This window comes from Faecalibacterium sp. An58 (genome assembly GCF_002161515.1).
Classification (GTDB): domain Bacteria; phylum Bacillota; class Clostridia; order Oscillospirales; family Ruminococcaceae; genus Faecalibacterium; species Faecalibacterium avium.
Map to the genome: position 1 here is coordinate 298,963 of NZ_NFHX01000001.1, position 14,523 is coordinate 313,485.

Annotated in this window: 25 protein-coding genes; all 25 read left to right on the forward strand. The window is 63.6% G+C overall.

Features of this window, described 5'->3' with window-relative positions:
• Positions 1–22 precede the first annotated feature (22 nt).
• Positions 23–316 (forward strand): hypothetical protein, encoded by a 294-nt coding sequence (locus B5G12_RS01475; protein WP_087323147.1) that lies wholly within the window; start codon positions 23–25, stop codon positions 314–316.
• Positions 279–599, forward strand: coding sequence for a helix-turn-helix domain-containing protein (locus B5G12_RS01480; RefSeq protein WP_087323150.1), 321 nt, complete (start codon positions 279–281; stop codon positions 597–599). Before B5G12_RS01475 ends, B5G12_RS01480 begins: the two co-directional genes overlap by 38 nt.
• Positions 600–699: 100 nt before the next feature.
• On the forward strand, positions 700–969 hold the full coding sequence (locus B5G12_RS01485) for a hypothetical protein (RefSeq protein WP_087323153.1): 270 nt from the start codon (positions 700–702) through the stop codon (positions 967–969).
• Between the two features lie 2 nt (positions 970–971).
• Positions 972–1,361, forward strand: a complete 390-nt coding sequence (locus B5G12_RS01490) for a DUF551 domain-containing protein (protein ID WP_087323156.1) — start codon at positions 972–974, stop codon at positions 1,359–1,361.
• Complete coding sequence (locus B5G12_RS01495) at positions 1,348–1,758, forward strand: hypothetical protein (protein WP_087323159.1); 411 nt, start codon at positions 1,348–1,350, stop codon at positions 1,756–1,758. Before B5G12_RS01490 ends, B5G12_RS01495 begins: the two co-directional genes overlap by 14 nt.
• Positions 1,739–2,074: a DUF3846 domain-containing protein gene (locus tag B5G12_RS01500; protein WP_087323162.1), complete on the forward strand. Its 336-nt coding sequence runs from the start codon at positions 1,739–1,741 to the stop codon at positions 2,072–2,074. Before B5G12_RS01495 ends, B5G12_RS01500 begins: the two co-directional genes overlap by 20 nt.
• 1 nt (position 2,075) lies before the next feature.
• Complete coding sequence (locus B5G12_RS01505; protein WP_087323165.1) at positions 2,076–2,357, forward strand: hypothetical protein; 282 nt, start codon at positions 2,076–2,078, stop codon at positions 2,355–2,357.
• The gene (locus B5G12_RS01510) at positions 2,354–2,725 is read left to right on the forward strand and encodes a hypothetical protein (RefSeq protein ID WP_087323168.1); all 372 of its coding nucleotides are present in this window, start codon (positions 2,354–2,356) and stop codon (positions 2,723–2,725) included. The genes B5G12_RS01505 and B5G12_RS01510 overlap by 4 nt, the downstream gene beginning before the upstream one ends.
• 86 nt (positions 2,726–2,811) lie before the next feature.
• Positions 2,812–3,543 (forward strand): DUF6291 domain-containing protein, encoded by a 732-nt coding sequence (locus B5G12_RS01515; protein ID WP_087323171.1) that lies wholly within the window; start codon positions 2,812–2,814, stop codon positions 3,541–3,543.
• Positions 3,540–4,727, forward strand: coding sequence for a DnaB-like helicase C-terminal domain-containing protein (locus B5G12_RS01520; RefSeq protein WP_087323174.1), 1,188 nt, complete (start codon positions 3,540–3,542; stop codon positions 4,725–4,727). The genes B5G12_RS01515 and B5G12_RS01520 overlap by 4 nt, the downstream gene beginning before the upstream one ends.
• A gap of 20 nt (positions 4,728–4,747) precedes the next feature.
• A complete protein-coding gene (locus tag B5G12_RS01525) occupies positions 4,748–4,948 on the forward strand; it encodes a hypothetical protein (RefSeq protein WP_087323177.1) in 201 nt (66 codons plus the stop codon).
• 18 nt (positions 4,949–4,966) lie between these two features.
• Positions 4,967–5,122, forward strand: a complete 156-nt coding sequence (locus B5G12_RS14575; RefSeq protein WP_158099665.1) for a hypothetical protein — start codon at positions 4,967–4,969, stop codon at positions 5,120–5,122.
• Between the two features lie 22 nt (positions 5,123–5,144).
• Entirely contained in the window at positions 5,145–5,381 is a 237-nt protein-coding gene (locus tag B5G12_RS01530; RefSeq protein WP_087323180.1) for a DUF6440 family protein, read from the forward strand.
• Positions 5,382–5,620: 239 nt separating this feature from the next.
• The gene (locus tag B5G12_RS01535; protein WP_087323183.1) at positions 5,621–5,815 is read left to right on the forward strand and encodes a hypothetical protein; all 195 of its coding nucleotides are present in this window, start codon (positions 5,621–5,623) and stop codon (positions 5,813–5,815) included.
• A gap of 2 nt (positions 5,816–5,817) precedes the next feature.
• On the forward strand, positions 5,818–6,117 hold the full coding sequence (locus B5G12_RS01540; RefSeq protein WP_087323187.1) for a hypothetical protein: 300 nt from the start codon (positions 5,818–5,820) through the stop codon (positions 6,115–6,117).
• Positions 6,075–6,248, forward strand: a complete 174-nt coding sequence (locus B5G12_RS14580) for a hypothetical protein (protein ID WP_158099666.1) — start codon at positions 6,075–6,077, stop codon at positions 6,246–6,248. Before B5G12_RS01540 ends, B5G12_RS14580 begins: the two co-directional genes overlap by 43 nt.
• On the forward strand, positions 6,245–6,565 hold the full coding sequence (locus B5G12_RS01545) for a hypothetical protein (protein ID WP_087323190.1): 321 nt from the start codon (positions 6,245–6,247) through the stop codon (positions 6,563–6,565). The genes B5G12_RS14580 and B5G12_RS01545 overlap by 4 nt, the downstream gene beginning before the upstream one ends.
• A gap of 10 nt (positions 6,566–6,575) precedes the next feature.
• Positions 6,576–6,983 (forward strand): hypothetical protein, encoded by a 408-nt coding sequence (locus tag B5G12_RS01550; RefSeq protein ID WP_144064076.1) that lies wholly within the window; start codon positions 6,576–6,578, stop codon positions 6,981–6,983.
• A 968-nt stretch (positions 6,984–7,951) separates the two neighbouring features.
• Positions 7,952–8,539 carry a hypothetical protein gene (locus B5G12_RS01555; RefSeq protein ID WP_087323196.1) on the forward strand — a complete coding sequence of 196 codons (588 nt, stop codon included), beginning with the start codon at positions 7,952–7,954 and terminating at the stop codon, positions 8,537–8,539.
• A complete protein-coding gene (locus B5G12_RS01560; protein WP_242955891.1) occupies positions 8,536–10,368 on the forward strand; it encodes a phage terminase large subunit family protein in 1,833 nt (610 codons plus the stop codon). Before B5G12_RS01555 ends, B5G12_RS01560 begins: the two co-directional genes overlap by 4 nt.
• A 15-nt stretch (positions 10,369–10,383) precedes the next feature.
• The gene (locus B5G12_RS01565) at positions 10,384–10,605 is read left to right on the forward strand and encodes a DUF6148 family protein (RefSeq protein WP_164488784.1); all 222 of its coding nucleotides are present in this window, start codon (positions 10,384–10,386) and stop codon (positions 10,603–10,605) included.
• 6 nt (positions 10,606–10,611) lie between these two features.
• The gene (locus B5G12_RS01570; protein WP_087323198.1) at positions 10,612–12,111 is read left to right on the forward strand and encodes a phage portal protein; all 1,500 of its coding nucleotides are present in this window, start codon (positions 10,612–10,614) and stop codon (positions 12,109–12,111) included.
• Positions 12,050–12,670: an HK97 family phage prohead protease gene (locus B5G12_RS01575; RefSeq protein ID WP_343286616.1), complete on the forward strand. Its 621-nt coding sequence runs from the start codon at positions 12,050–12,052 to the stop codon at positions 12,668–12,670. The genes B5G12_RS01570 and B5G12_RS01575 overlap by 62 nt, the downstream gene beginning before the upstream one ends.
• A gap of 7 nt (positions 12,671–12,677) precedes the next feature.
• Complete coding sequence (locus B5G12_RS01580) at positions 12,678–14,186, forward strand: phage major capsid protein (protein ID WP_087323205.1); 1,509 nt, start codon at positions 12,678–12,680, stop codon at positions 14,184–14,186.
• 12 nt (positions 14,187–14,198) lie between these two features.
• Positions 14,199–14,519: a DUF2190 family protein gene (locus B5G12_RS01585; protein WP_087323208.1), complete on the forward strand. Its 321-nt coding sequence runs from the start codon at positions 14,199–14,201 to the stop codon at positions 14,517–14,519.
• Positions 14,520–14,523 lie beyond the last annotated feature (4 nt).

Genomic DNA, 14,523 nt, shown 5'->3' on the forward strand with positions numbered 1-14,523 from the left:
TCCGGTGAGAGGAGGCATTTCAATGCGAAACAACAAAACAACAGCCCGGCGGGGTCTTTGGCCGGCCCGGGCGGGGCTGCTGGCTCTGCAGACCGGGTACCTGGCCCTGGAGGTGACAGCCTTCTGGATGCTGCTGGGGATCCCCCAATATCCGGCGTTCTGGCTGCTGTATGCAGTGGCAGCCATCGCGGCCAGCGGGCTGGGCCTGGCCCTGCTGCCGGTGATCCGGCGGTATGAGGACTGGCTGGAGAGAGTTGAAGGAAAGGAGGAACCCTGTTATGAAGATGACCATCACGCTGAACGGTGCGCCGGATGACTTCGCGCCGGTGCTGGCGGGTCTGGGCTGCGTGGAGACCACGCCTCCGCCGCCCCCGCTGCCGGATGATCCGGTGACCTGGTTCCGCTCCAAGCTGAAGGCCGCCGGCCTCCACAGTGAGGACGTGGCCGCCGCGGTGGGTCTGGCCCCCTCGGGGCTGTCGGCCCGGGTGCGGGGCCGTACCCCCTGGAGTCTGCCCGAGGCCGCCGGGGCCTGCAGCCTGCTGGGGGCGGACCTGTCGGAGTTCGTCCACTTTTTCGGCAGCCGGAAGGCCGCCCCATGAACCAAAACAAAAAGGCCCCGCCCGATGAACAGGATCGGGCAGAGCCAAAGGTGAGCTAATGCAAGTGCTCACCTCAAAGTATACAGGAGGGAGTCACAAAATGCAAGACGAAAAAAACCGCGCTTCCATCAACGCCAGCTTCGACTTTTCATCCGGCACCTTGTCGGCTGCTATGCTGGGCAGTCATGTTGCTGTTTGCTTTATTCTCGGTCAGCTGGCCCGAAACGTGGCGCTGTCCAAGGCCAAAGTGAAGGGCATCCCCGAGGAGCAGGCGTTGGAAGAAGTCCTCCACATTGTAGCGGAGGAGGCTCACTACTCAAGTGGTTCCGGGATTCGGCTTGACCTTTCCCACGAATACAAGGGGGACTGACCATGACTGAGAACGAGCGCATGACCCACAAGCGGGCCAGCGTCATCAAGACCGGCTACTGGAGCCCGAACAAAAAGGAAGAACTGGTGCAGCGGCTGGCCGCCTATGAGGACACCGGCCTGGAGCCCCAGGAAATCCAGGCACTGGTCGCGGCTTCCCGCCGCTCCGATGACGCGGCGGCCGGCTGGATCAGTGTGGAGGACAAGCTGCCGCCCCTGGGGCAGATGGTCATTGTCTGCCGTGAGTATGACTGGGGTGGAGTCAGGGTGGAGCAGGGCTGCCTGGATCTCAACGGCTTGTGGCGCGTGTATGGCACCCGCACCAAGAAGGTCACCCACTGGATGCCCCTGCCCCAGCCGCCCAGGGAGGTGAGCAGCCGTGACCAAGGTTGAAATCATCGCCCTGGCTGAAAAGTGGGAGGCAGCCGCCCAGCGGGCCGAGGCCCGCTACCAGGACAGCGGGGCAGCCCGCCATCTGCGGGAGAAGGAGCAGGCCGAGGATCTGTCCTCTGCTTTGTGGATGGCCGCTGACGCTGCCGATGACCACGACGCTCTGATCGGGCTGCGGTCGGCCCTGAACGGCCTGGCCGCCAAGGCCCACGCTGCCCTGGATGCCTTGCCGGCGGCGGATCGGGCCGACGACCGGATCATCCTCACCGACCTGGCCCGCAGCATCATCTCGGACGCCCGGGTGTATGGGGTGGACAGTGCGCTGGCGCCGTCAGGAGGCAGGAAACAGGAAAGACAGGGAAGCAAGGAGGACAAGAAAGATGCAGGTCATCAGGATTGACGTGGGCTGTGAGCCCCGGATGACGGAAATAGAAAACACCCTGAAAGCCTTCCAGAAGGCGGTGGGCGGCTACATCGAGACGGTCACGCTGGAGCGGACCGGCCTGGTGGTAATCGTCAACGAGGAGGGCAAGCTGATGGGCCTGCCCATCAACGGGATGCTGCACATTGGCCGCCTGCTCGGTGAGCCCCTGGCGGGGCCGGTCCTGGTGGTGCGGGCCGACCCCGACGGGGAGGACTTCACCGGCGTCCGGGACTGCGACCTGGGCCTGATCCGGGCCTGCTGGGTGCCCTGTGAGGCTCCCGGGAGGTCCTGAGATGAACCCCCGGCGGCTTGTGCGCTGCGAGATCTGCGGCAGCCGCCTGGCAGAGGACCGGGTGGGGAACTGCTGCGGCCCCTGCCACCGGATGATCCGCTGCATGCAGTGCCGGGACAGCCGCGCCAAGCATCCCAGGAGCGATGTGGACCCCTTCGACGCCTACAACGGCCTGGAGCCCGCCGCCAGGCCGCGGGACATCCGATACCGGGCCGCCGCCCTGGGGATGCAGTACGGGGAGTACATGATTTACCTGAAAACACAAGGAGAGAAACAGCCATGAGTAAAAAGAACTACGACAGCATCCTGCGGATGGCCCGGGGAGCCATCGAGGAGCGGGTGGACTACGAGATGGACCGGGTGATGACCAACATCCTGGACCCCAACACCAAAGCCGCCCAGAAGCGGAAAATCACCCTGTCCATCGAGCTAATGCTGGACGAGGAGCGCCAGCAGATCCAGGTATCGGTGACGGCCAAGAGTACCCTGGCACCCACCAACCCGGTGACCACCTCCCTCTACGTGACGGGGGACAAGAACGGGGAACTGACGGTGGTGGAGGCCATCCCCCAGATCCCGGGCCAGCTGCAGATGGACGGGGAGGAACAGGAGCCGCCCAAGCTGCTGAAATTGTCCGGCGCCGTGAGCTGACCGGCCGGAACCTATAATCCCATGCGCTCTGCCCGGTGGGCGGGGCGCTTTGTCAAACCGGCCGCGAGGCCGTGAAAGGAGTTGTCATGCAAAACGAGAGCCGGGAGTCCTTTGTGTTTTACCGGTCGTTTTGGGATGCCATCCGGGAGATGGAGGAGCCGGACCAGCTGGCCATGTTCCGGGCCATCTGCGCCTATGCCCTGGACGGAAAGGCGCCGGCCCTGACCTCTGCCATTCATCGGGCGGTGTTTGCGGCCATCCGGCCCAACATTGATACCAACAACGCCAAACGGGAGGGCGGAAAGCGGGGCGGACGTCCAAAAACCAAAACCGGGAAAACCACCGTTTCCAATCCTGAAACCATAGGTTTTGAAGATAGAAACCTCGCAGAACAAGGTTTTTCACCGAAAAACCAGGAAGAACAGAGGTTTTCAAAAATCGAAAGCAATGAAACTGAAAATGAAAATGAAACTGAAAATGAAGAAGAGTTCAAAGAAAGCAGCAGCCGCACCGACGAGGCCCTGGCAAAGCTGATCCAGGACTACGAGCAGGAGATCGGCGTTTTCCCCCGCAGCGCCCTGGACAAGCTCCAGGCCTACCGGGCCGAGACGGGGGATGAGATGATCCATCTGGCCATTCATGAGGCGGCCCAGCACAACGGCCGCAGCTGGAGCTATCTGGACAGCGTCCTGTCCACCTGGCGGAAAGAATGGGTCAAGACCCCCGGGGACCTGGCGGCCCGCCGGGAGAAGATGCGCAGCCGGCGGCAGCAGCCCCAGCAGCCGGCGCCGGAACCCCGGTATGAGGTGCTGACATGATTGATCTTCCCCGCATGCTGCTGGCGGCCCTGCTGGGCTTCCCTGAGTACATCCCCGAGGCGGCAGGCCGCCTGACCCCGGATGACTTCCCGGAGGGGCTGGGGGATTTATACGCCGCCATAGACGGCACATGGAGCGCCAAGGGCGAGATGGACGTGGTGGACGTCCTCCACCGTTACCCCGACCTGAAAGAGACTGTGGCGGCCTGCATGGACGCCCTGGACGTAGCCCCGGTGAAGGTGACCCGCAGCCGGGTGCGGGAGTGGGTGACGGCCCTGCTGGAGCGCCGGGCCCTGGAGCGGTTCCAGGCCCTGGCGGTGCAGGCGGCGTCCCCCTCCACCAGCTACGAGGACCTGGCGGCCCTCTATGGCCGGATGGGACAGGCCCTGGACACCGACCACCCGGGGGAGGATTTTACCCCCCTGGGCGACCTGATCGACGATTACATCCGCAACCTGGACCAGCAGCCCAACTACATCCCCATCGGCATCGGGCCCATAGACCGGAACCTCCACATCCTGCCGGGGAATTTCATCCTGATCGGCGGCCGGCCCTCGATGGGCAAAACCGCCCTAACACTCCAGATCGCAGTGGAGATGGCCAAGCGAGGACAGCGGGTCTGCTATTTCAGCCTGGAGACCAGTCCCGAGATTTTAGGGCAGCGGATCATTGCAAACCAGCTCTATGCGCCCCTGGAACAGGTCAAAAACAAGGAAGTTCCAGCGGCCGAGCTAGATGGCCTGTCCAGGCTGCGGAAGCTGCCCCTCTACATCCGGTCGGCATCGGGGCGGAACGTGGCCTGGATCCGGGCCCAGGCCCTGCGAATCAAGGCCCAGGTTGTGGTGATCGACTATGTCCAGATTGTTCGTCCCGACCGGCCGGGGAGCCGGTATGAGACGATCACACAAATCTCCATGGATCTCCATGAGCTGGCCCAGACCACTGGAATAGTGGTGATTGGTGTATCCCAGCTGAAGCGAAATGAAGCCCACGCCATGCCCAGCAATGCCGACCTGAGGGATTCAGGCCAGCTGGAACAGGATGCCGACGCCGTCCTGCTGCTGGGCAGCGACGAGAACGGCCGCGACGTCTGCATCCTGTCCAAAAACAAGGAGGGCCGGGTGGGGGAGATCCCCCTGGCCTTCGACAAGGAGCGCCAGCGGTTCCTGGAAGTGGTGCCGTGAGGCGGAAAGGAGGAAAAGCCATGCCGGATGATCGTTATGGCCGCAACCCCAGCGGGCTGCCGGACCCCACCCGGACCCGGGCCGAGGAAAGCCTGGGCCGGGATGAAAAGCGGGTCAGCGACCTGGTCCATGTGCTGCGGTATGTGGCGGACGGGGCCGGGTTTGAGATCCTGGGCCGGGTGGTGCTGCTGGACAAGCGCACCGGCCGGGTGTTCAAGTAGGAGGGGGTGAATAACAGGATGACTTGGCCCTTGTGCATGGTTCTGGCCACAGCTGATACCATGGCAACTTCAGTCCTGGCCTTTTGGCTCGGGTGCAAGATTTTTGAAGTAAGATTCGAGTGGAAAAAGGCGGCAGCCCTGGCCATGCTGATGGTGCTGCTGAAGAGCGCTTGACCGTTGAGGAGGGTGCAAAAACATGAAGATGAAACTCATTGTGGCCGCTGCGGCGCTGGCGATTGCTCTATGCGGATGCAGGCTGGCCGAGGCGGCTGAATCTGAAAACAAAGCTGGCTTCAGGATGATGCTTGTGGATGCGTATGGTGAGATGTGCATCTATCAGGACGCGAATACCGGTGTGCAGTATTTTTACAGCAGACAAGGCGGAATTTGCCCGCTTTTCAACGCCGACGGCTCGCTGTATGTGGGAGGCTGAACGTGGAGCAGAGAAACGTAAAGTTTGCCACGATTGGGGGAAATTGTGCCTTTCTTCTCAGCGAATACGAGCTGTTGGCCTGTAATACTCCGGGCGGCGAGGGAAATGGCAGCTGTTGGTGGAGATCCCCCTGTGATCCGCCGGCCGTGGCGGGTAGATCCGTCCCTCGGACTGCCATCATGGAAGGCAGCAGCTGGCATAAAACAGCAGTGGAAAGAGGCGCAGTTCTGCGGCCGAAAATGAGGCCCGGCAAGGTTTACCTGTACCAGATGTACACCACCTGTTTTGCAGAGTTTGAGACGGTGGAGCAGGCCAAAATGTTCTGTCAGTATGCGGATCAGAGCATCCATGGATGGAACGTGGATCCGGTCATGATCATTGATACCACAGACCCGGAGGCTGTAAAGGGCTGGGAAAACCTTATGGAGGGCTGACCATGATTGAACCTTTTGTGCCAAAATCCCCCATCGCACTGTACTGTAGTTGCAGTGATCTGAGCGCCGCTCAAAAAGAAGAACTCAAAAGCCTTAGGATGGGCGGCAAAATCCTTTTCAAGGGCGTGGAACTGACTGTAATCTTGGTGGATGAATACGATGGCAAAATTTTTGTGCTGTGCGAGCCGATACCCGCAGAAGAGGCCAAAAAGCTGGGCAATTTCCCAAAACCGAAAAGCTGGAAGGAGCAGCTTGAAGAATGGCAGCAGATGAAATCGGGCAGGCTGTGGAAATGGTGGTGACAGCCCTGTTGTGCGCCGCCCTGGCGTGGGCGCTGATCCTGGTCTGCCTGGCCCGTCTGCGGTTAGAGCAGCGGCGGAGGGGCAGGAAAGCCGGCGCCGCCGGCCATGCCCGGAAGGAGAAAACACAGTGACCCAAAAAGAAGTCTATCTGCAGCGAAACCCCGGCGCGGCCACCTACCCCGACGGCACCCCGAAGGGTTCCTGCTGCTGCATCGAGGGGCTGGCCGTCCATTGTCCCATCAAGGGCAAGAGAAGAACGACCCAAAGCCGCCGGGAACAGTGCGCGGAATGCTGGGCCATGCCGGCCATCCCGACGGGCGGGAAGCGCTGCCCCATGGACCGGCTGTTCCGGCCCTGCATCCGGGAGGGCTGCGCCTGGTGGTGCGAAGCCGCCGGGGTCTGCGCCGTCCAGCTGCTGGACAGGCGCCCCGCGAGACAAGAGAAATGAGGTGAACCCCATGGAATACACAGAAAAGGTGGCCTGGCTGCGGCGGTACCGGGAGAGCCTGCGGCAAGAGCAGCTGCTGGGGGAGGAGATCGGCCAGCTGGAATCCCAGGCCCGGCGGGTCACCCGGGCCATCTCGGGGATGCCCGGCGGGGGAGGGGACGGCCAGGCCATTCCCAGGGCGCTGGAGCGGCTGGAAGAAACCCGTCAGAAGCTGGCCGGGCTGTTGGAACAGGACCAGGCCCAGCGGGCCGAGATCGAGGCCGCCATCCAAAAGGAGATTATCCCTCTGCGCCGGGACATCCTCACCCGGCGGTACATCCTGGGCCAGCGGTGGGAGAAGATCGCTGCCGCCCATCACCTGGTGCTGCGGCAGGTGTTCCGGCTGCATCACCAGGCGGTGGACGGGCTGGACCTGTAAAGATGTCATTGAATGTCACATTCCGGGCATGGTATAGTGTACCTGTGAAAGCCGCAGGCGGGGGAGACAATCCCTGCCGGCGGCTTTTTCTTTGGCTGCCATGGGCCGCCAGAGAACACCCCGCGGCCGGAGGCGGGCAAGTTCCCCGGCAGCGGCCCGGCTGAAGGGCAGGGCCCCCACGACTGATCGGGGGCTTTTTTCATGCGGCGCAAGAGCAGATGCCAGTGCAACTCTGGCGCGCCGCACCACAAAACAAAAAAGGCTGCCGCCAGACGGCAGCAGTCGTTCATTTATTTTTTTGATCGGACCCCCAGAGCTCCAAAAGGTAATCACGATTTTGTGACACCCAGTTGTAGATGAGTTTCCGCTCTTTTTTCATCGGTACACACTTCCTTCCTTTCGAGGGCATGAACTACATTTTGATCAAATCAAAGCGATATTCAGCGCCCTTTTTCTTGATATGGATGTGAGGGGGACCATGGTCGAGGCGACTGCCCCAACTGTTCCACACGTTTCCATACATATAAATGGCCAACTAACCAATTTCATAAATTTTCATCTTTTATCCTTTTCTCCCGCCGTCATCGTAAGATTCATCAAGGGGGATTCATCCAGCAGGCGGCGGGTGTGGATGCTCCCTTGAAGTGTCTTTATTATACCGTATATATAGACCTATAAATGGGACTTTAAATGAAAATTGTGACGTAAAAAAGTGAAAACTCGATTGATCTTTCGGGCCGGATTTGTGCACTCTGAAACCGCTGTTGGGGGCGCCCTTTTGGATGGGTCCTTCCCGGCGGACAGGCCGGCGCGGGGCACGGAAGGCCCGATGTGTTTTTGCAAAAAATCCGAAAAAATTCCGGCGTTTCGTTACGGATCCGCGGCCCCGGCCAGAGATTCACCCCCATACATGGGGGTGAAAGGCCCGGAAAAATGCGAAATCGGCCCCGCGAAAGGAGGTGGTGCAGATGGCGGGCAAGGCGAAATCCACGGCGGCCCCGCCCCCTAGGGTGTTGACCCAGGTGCCCGAGTGGGCCAGCACCACCGCCATCGCCCAGCTGATCGGCCGCAGCACCCGCCGGGTGCAGCAGCTGACCCAGGACGGGGTCCTCTCCACCGAGATTCCACCCGGCGGCGGGGCCAGGCGGTACCGCACCGCCCGGACCATCCAGGACTACATGGCATACCAGGAGCAAAAGGCCCGGGAAGATCTGTCCGGCAGCACCCTGGAGGAACTGACGATTAAAAAATTGCAGGCCGAGGTGGAGCTGAAGGAGAGCCAGGGCGCCCTCCACAAGCTGAAAACCGCCATCGCCGAGGGAAAGTATCTGCCGGCGGAGCAGGTCCAGGGGGATCTGGCCGACTTTTTGCGGCGGCTGAAACAGTTTGCCGACCGGATCCCCGCCCGGGCGGCGGGCACCATGTCCGGCTACCTGGACGGGGCAGCGGCCCGGGCCATGAAAAAGGATCTGCAGCAGGAGCTGGACGGCCTGTTCGAGGCCTTTGTGGCGGCGGCTCACATCCAGGACAGCCGGGAGGACGATGACCCGCCGTGAAGCGCCGGCCCAAGGTGGAACCCTACGCCGTCCCCCGGTGGATGGCCCCGGCCCTCCAGGTGCTGCGGCCCAAAAAGCGGCTGCCCGTGTCGGCCTGGGCCGAGGCCAACCGGATTTTGCCCGACACCAACGCGGTGGCGGGCCCCTGGCGGAACGCTTTGACCCCTTACCTGATCGAGATCATGGACGCCTTCTCGGACGACACCACCGAGCAGATCGTCTTTGTCAAGCCCACCCAGGTGGGCGGCACCTCGGCCATGGAAAACGCCCTGGGCAGCGCCATCGACCAGGACCCGGGCCCCGCCATGATGGTGTACCCGTCGGATCAGCTGGCCAAGCGGACGGTGGAGTCCAAGCTGGAGCCCATGTTCAAGAGCTGCCCGGCGCTGGCGGCCAAGTACCGGGCCCACGAGAGCGAGGACCTGGCCCAGCGGTTTGACGGGATGACCGTCTACCTCACCGGTGCCAACAGCCCGGCGGACCTGTCCTCCACCCCCATCCGGTATTTGTTCCTCGACGAGGTGGACAAGTACCCCGGCTCCACGAAAAAGGAATCCGACCCCGTGTCCCTGGCGGTGGAGCGCACCAAGAGCTACCGGCTGAACCGGAAGATCTTCATGGCCAGCACTCCCACCCTGAAAACGGGGCTGATCTGGCGGGCCAAGGAGGCCGCCGAGGCCGAGAAGCACTATTTCGTGCCCTGCCCCCACTGCGGGGCGTACATCGAGCTGAAATTTGCCCAGCTGAAATGGCCCAGCAAGGAAGAAGAGCCGGACATGATCCAGCGGGCCCGGCGGGCTCGGTATGTCTGCCAGGAATGCGGCTGCATCCTCACCGACCGGGACAAGCCCGCCATGCTGCGGGCGGGCCGGTGGCAGTTTGTCCGCAGGGACAGCCAGACCCCTCGCAGCGTGGCCTTCTGGATGAATACCCTGTATTCGCCCTTTACCACCTTCGAGGAGGTGGTCCGGGAGTTTCTGAAGGTCAAGGACGACCCCGAGATGCTCCACAACTTTGTGAACAGCTGGCTGGCCGAGCCCTGGGAGGACACCAAGCTCAAAACCAGCGCCGACCTGGTGCTGGAACGCCAGACCGAGACCCCGGCCTGGCAGCTGCCCCCCTGGACGAAACTTTTGACCGGCGGCATTGACGTCCAGGAAAACTCCATCTACTGGACCATCCGGGCCTGGGGGGACCACATGACCAGCCAGTGCGTGGCCCACGGCCAGGCCCTGTCGGGGGCAGAGCTGGAACAGGTGATGGGCACCGTCTTTCCGCTGCCGTCGGGGGGCTCTCTGATGGTGGATCTGGCCCTGATGGATTCGGGCGACCAGACCGACGCCATCTATGAGTTCTGCCTGCTCCATGCCGACTGGGTGATTCCCAGCAAGGGCTCCTCCAAGGCCCTGCCCGGTTTTTACCGGGTGTCCACCATCGACAAGGCGGGCAGCCGGGCCAACGGGCTGCAGCTGGTCCTGGTGGACACCGGCAAGTACAAGGACATGATCGCCGCCCGGATGCGGCGGCCCAACGGCAGCGGCTCCTGGATGGTGTACAAGGGCTGCGACCTGGAGTATGCCCAGCAGGTGACCTCGGAACACAAGGTCACCGAGCGGTCGAACGGCCGGCAGGTGGAGCGGTGGGTGGTGAAGTCCACCCACGCCGACAACCACTACCTGGACTGCGAGGTCTACGCCGCCTGCGCGGCCGACCTGAAAAACGTCCGCAGCCTGGCATTGCAGGCCCCGGCGGCAGCGCCCAAACCCCGGCCCGCGCCCCAGCCCACCCCCGAGGAGGACTGGATCGGGCAGCATGAAAACTGGATTTGACAGGAGGTGAACGCCGTGGCCGACAACGACAAGCGCCAGCGGCTGGAACAGATCAACAAGGCCATCGAGACCATCCTGGTGGGGGGTCAGTCCTACAAGATCGGCAGCCGGTCTTTAACCCGGGCGGATCTCGGGATGCTGAAATCCATGCGGGAGGACCTGGAAGCCCAGCTGGACACCGACCAGAGCGGCCCCCTGCTGAGCCGCACCTGTGTGGCCTTTTTTGACGGGAGGTGATGCTTTGTGGGCATTTTGGAGGGCCTGATCGCGGCGGTGTCCCCCCGGTGGGCCTATGAGCGGGAGGCCTGGCGCCAGAGTTACCAGGTGCTGCGGCACTACGACGCCGCCGGCCAGGGCCGGATCAGCGGCCACTGGGCGGCCATCAACGAGAGCGCCGAGACCACCGACCGCTACAGCCGGGACATCATCCGGGCCAGAGCCCGGGACCTGGAGCGGAACAGCGATATTTTGCAGTCGGTGATCCTGGCCTACGACCGCAACGTGGTGGGCAAGGGCTACACCCTCCGGGCGGGCACCGGGGACAGCACCCTGGACCGGCGGCTGGAAGATCTCTGGCGGCAGTGGTGCGAGGCGAAAAACTGCGACGTCACCGGGGAGCAGTCCTTCACGGAACTTTTGCGGATGGCCGAGGAGCGGAAAAAGGTGGACGGCGGGATTTTGTTTTTGTTCCGCCATACCGCCGGGGGCCTGGTGCCTTTTAAATTGCAGGCCATCGACGTGGACGAACTGGACTCGGGCCGCACCCAGCCCCGCCGCAAGGGCAACCGGGTGGTGGGGGGCGTGGAGTACAACAGCTGGCGGCGGCCCCAGGGCTACTGGATCCAGCAGTACGACATCGAGGGGTGGCGGCAGCTGGAATCGGTCTACATCGACGCCAAGGACGCCTTTTTCCTGAAGTCCAAGCACCGCCCCAGCCAGCTGCGGGAGATGTCCGACCTGACCCACACCCTGACGAGAATCCGGGACGTCAACGAGTACATCAACGCCGTCTCGGTGAAGGAGCGGATCGCCGCCTGCATGGCGGTGTTCATCCGCAAGGCGCTGCCCTCGGGAGGCTTTGGCCGGTCGGCGGTGCAGACAGGCGACAGCGGCCGCATCGACTACGCCGGCAAAAAGCTGACCCCCGGCATGATCATGGAGCTGAACCCCGGGGACAGCGTGGACGCCGTCAACCCCGGCAGCGCCGCCACCGACGCCGCCTCCTTCCTGCGGACCCAGCAGGCCCTGGTGGGGGCGGGGCAGGGCCTCAGCTATGAGGCCGTCTCCCGGGACATGAAGGGCTCCACCTATTCCAGCGCCCGGCAGAACGCGGTGGAGGATGAATACACCTACGCCGCCGACATCGAGCTGCTCCAGCGGATGATGTCGGAGATTTACGAGCAGTTTGTGATCTCCTGTGTCCTGGCGGGGCTGATTGCCCCGGCGGGGTTCTGGGAGGACAAAAAGAAATACATGGCCCACAGCTGGGCGAAAGCCCCGAAAAAGTGGATCGACCCCGCCAAAGAGGCGGGGGCCGGCCAGACCGCCCTGCAGTCGGGCCAGAAAACCTATCAGGACGTCTGCGCCGAGCGGGGCAAAGACTGGCGGCAGGCCATTGAAGAGACAGCCGAGGTCCTGGCCTATGGCAGGGAACACGGCGTAGACATGGGAGGTGTACTGTTTGGCAGCAAAGCAGCAGCCCTGGCCCCTGACGCGGACCAGGAACAGCCCCAGGAAGAATGACGGCACCCGTTCCATGGGCCAGATCCTGGCCCGGGAAGGGGAGGAGGACAACAGCCGCCGGCGGATCCTCAGCTTTTCCAGCGAGGAGCCGGTGGACCGGTATTTCGGCCCCGAGATCCTGGACCACAGCGGGGACGCGGTGAACCTGCAGCGCCTGAACGAGATCGGCGTCCTGCTCTTCAACCACGACACCGACAAGGTGGTGGGCCGGATTCTCCGGGCCTGGGTGGAAAACGGCCGGGGCATGGCCGAGGTGGAGTTTGACACCGACGCCGCAGCCGAGACGGTGTTCCAGAAGGTCCGGTCCGGCACCCTGAAAACCACCTCGGTCCGCTACCGGGTGGACCGGTGGGAGGTGGTGGAGGCCGGTAAGACCTCCGGCGACGGCCGGTTCACCGGGCCCTGTTCCATTGCCCGCAAGTGGACGCCGGTGGAGGTGTCCATTGTGTCGGTCCCGGCGGACCCCACCGTCGGGGTGGGCCGCTCGGATGGGGAGGAGGCCCTGCCTCTCGACCTGTGGGAGCGGCAGATCCAGATCAACCAGAACAAAATGAGGTGACAACAGCATGAACAAAACCGAAGCACTTGCCCGTCAGCAGGCCCTGGTGAACCAGGCCCGCGCCGAGAGCCGCAGCCTCACCCCCGAGGAACAGGCCGAGTTTGACCGCTGCCAGCAGATCATCGACGCTGCCCCCGCTGACAGCACCACCCCCGGCGCCGCAGAGGGCCAGCGGGGCGCAGACCCCGCCGCCCCTGACCCCATCCAGCAGGCCCTGGCCAACGAGCGCCAGCGGACGGCCGATATCACCAGCCTGTGCCGCCAGGTGGGGATGGACGCCGACCCCTTTATCCGGGACGGCTCGGACATGAACGCCGTCCGGGAAGCCGCCGTGAACTTTATGATCCAGCACCACGGCCCGGTGGGGGCCCGTTTCACTGACCACGACCAGCAGCAGGACTTCCGCCAGGCAGCGTCGGACGCCCTGCTGATGCGCAGCGGCTTTGCGGTCAGCAGCCCCACTGAGGAGGCCTGCCAGATGCAGCGGCTGTCCCTGCGGGACCTGGCCATCGAGTGCCTGGCCCGGGAGGGCGCCGGCACCACCACCGAGCTGCTGCGGATGAGCCGGGACGACCTGTGGGAGCAGCTGCAGCGCCAGTTCCTGAGCCCCACCGCCGCCTTCCCCGCCATCCTGGACAACACCATCCGCAAGAGCATCGTCCAGCGGTACCAGTCCGCCCCCACCACCTTCCAGGTCTGGACCACCGAGGGCACCCTCACCGACTTCAAGCCCTCCAGGGATCACGAGTACCTGCTGGGCGGCGCCGGGGAATTTTTGGAGGTGGCCGAGGGCGGCGAGCTGAAGCACGACACCCTGAAGACCGAGCTGCTGCCCCAGCGCAAGCTGTCCACCTACGGCCGCCAGTTTTCCATGACCCGGGAAGCTTTTGTGAACGACGACATCGGCCTCATCACCGAGATGCCCGGCCAGTACGCCGCGGCGGCCAAGCGCACCATCAACAAGCAGGTCTACCAGATCCTGATGACCAACCCCGCCATCTTTGACGGCGCGGCCCTGTTTGACGCCGCCCACGGCAACCTGATGGAGACCGGCGGCGCCCCTGGCATCGACACCATGCAGGCCATCATGCTGAAGCTGCTGCGCCAGACCGACCCCTTCGGGGAGAGCATCATGGTCCAGCCCCGGTTCGTGATTGTGCCGGTGGGCTATGGCTTCAAGATGTCCCAGATCCTGGAGAGCCCCCAGATCGACGTGGAGGGCATCGGCAGCCACACCGCCAACGCCCTTTACCAGTACCGCAACACCCTGCAGGTGGTGGAGGAGGGCACCATCAACGTCCTGGCCAAGGGCGCAGCCCTGCCCTGGTTCATGGCAGGGGACCCCGCCACCGGCCGCTCCATCCAGGTGGACTACCTCAACGGCATGAAGACCCCCTCCATCCGCCGCAGCCAGCCCGCAGGCCGGCTGGGCTATGTGTGGGACATCTGGATGGACTGGGGCGTCAGCGCAGTGGACTGGCGGGGCATCGCCAAGAACCCCGGGGTCAGCCAGTAAGGAGGTACAGCTATGGCAGCGATTTTTTACCAGATCGGCGATGTGATCGACTACACCGCCGCAGAAGCCCTGTCCTTTGGGGACGTGGTAGACCTGTCCACCCGCATCGGCGTGGCCGGTGCCGACATCGCCAGGGACGCCGCCGGCCCGGTGCAGGTGACCGGCGTCTACCGGATCCCCAAGGCCTCCGGCGCCGTGACGGTGGGCCAGGCCCTCTACTGGGACAAGTCCGCCAAAAACATCACCACCACCGCTGACAGCAACACCCCGGCGGGCTGGGCCGTGGCCCCCGCCGCCAGCGGGGACCCCGACGTCCTGGTCAAGATCGGGTGAGGGG

Coding starts and splice junctions, on each gene's coding strand:
- B5G12_RS01500 (WP_087323162.1), top strand. CDS start 1,739: ATGCAGGTCATCAGGATTGACGTGGGCTGTGAGCCCCGGATGACGGAA.
- B5G12_RS01485 (WP_087323153.1), top strand. CDS start 700: ATGCAAGACGAAAAAAACCGCGCTTCCATCAACGCCAGCTTCGACTTT.
- B5G12_RS01520 (WP_087323174.1), top strand. CDS start 3,540: ATGATTGATCTTCCCCGCATGCTGCTGGCGGCCCTGCTGGGCTTCCCT.
- B5G12_RS01510 (WP_087323168.1), top strand. CDS start 2,354: ATGAGTAAAAAGAACTACGACAGCATCCTGCGGATGGCCCGGGGAGCC.
- B5G12_RS01515 (WP_087323171.1), top strand. CDS start 2,812: ATGCAAAACGAGAGCCGGGAGTCCTTTGTGTTTTACCGGTCGTTTTGG.
- B5G12_RS01555 (WP_087323196.1), top strand. CDS start 7,952: ATGGCGGGCAAGGCGAAATCCACGGCGGCCCCGCCCCCTAGGGTGTTG.
- B5G12_RS14580 (WP_158099666.1), top strand. CDS start 6,075: ATGGCAGCAGATGAAATCGGGCAGGCTGTGGAAATGGTGGTGACAGCC.
- B5G12_RS01550 (WP_144064076.1), top strand. CDS start 6,576: ATGGAATACACAGAAAAGGTGGCCTGGCTGCGGCGGTACCGGGAGAGC.
- B5G12_RS01585 (WP_087323208.1), top strand. CDS start 14,199: ATGGCAGCGATTTTTTACCAGATCGGCGATGTGATCGACTACACCGCC.
- B5G12_RS01490 (WP_087323156.1), top strand. CDS start 972: ATGACTGAGAACGAGCGCATGACCCACAAGCGGGCCAGCGTCATCAAG.
- B5G12_RS01530 (WP_087323180.1), top strand. CDS start 5,145: ATGAAGATGAAACTCATTGTGGCCGCTGCGGCGCTGGCGATTGCTCTA.
- B5G12_RS01580 (WP_087323205.1), top strand. CDS start 12,678: ATGAACAAAACCGAAGCACTTGCCCGTCAGCAGGCCCTGGTGAACCAG.
- B5G12_RS01525 (WP_087323177.1), top strand. CDS start 4,748: ATGCCGGATGATCGTTATGGCCGCAACCCCAGCGGGCTGCCGGACCCC.
- B5G12_RS01505 (WP_087323165.1), top strand. CDS start 2,076: ATGAACCCCCGGCGGCTTGTGCGCTGCGAGATCTGCGGCAGCCGCCTG.
- B5G12_RS01480 (WP_087323150.1), top strand. CDS start 279: ATGAAGATGACCATCACGCTGAACGGTGCGCCGGATGACTTCGCGCCG.
- B5G12_RS14575 (WP_158099665.1), top strand. CDS start 4,967: ATGACTTGGCCCTTGTGCATGGTTCTGGCCACAGCTGATACCATGGCA.
- B5G12_RS01540 (WP_087323187.1), top strand. CDS start 5,818: ATGATTGAACCTTTTGTGCCAAAATCCCCCATCGCACTGTACTGTAGT.
- B5G12_RS01475 (WP_087323147.1), top strand. CDS start 23: ATGCGAAACAACAAAACAACAGCCCGGCGGGGTCTTTGGCCGGCCCGG.
- B5G12_RS01535 (WP_087323183.1), top strand. CDS start 5,621: ATGAGGCCCGGCAAGGTTTACCTGTACCAGATGTACACCACCTGTTTT.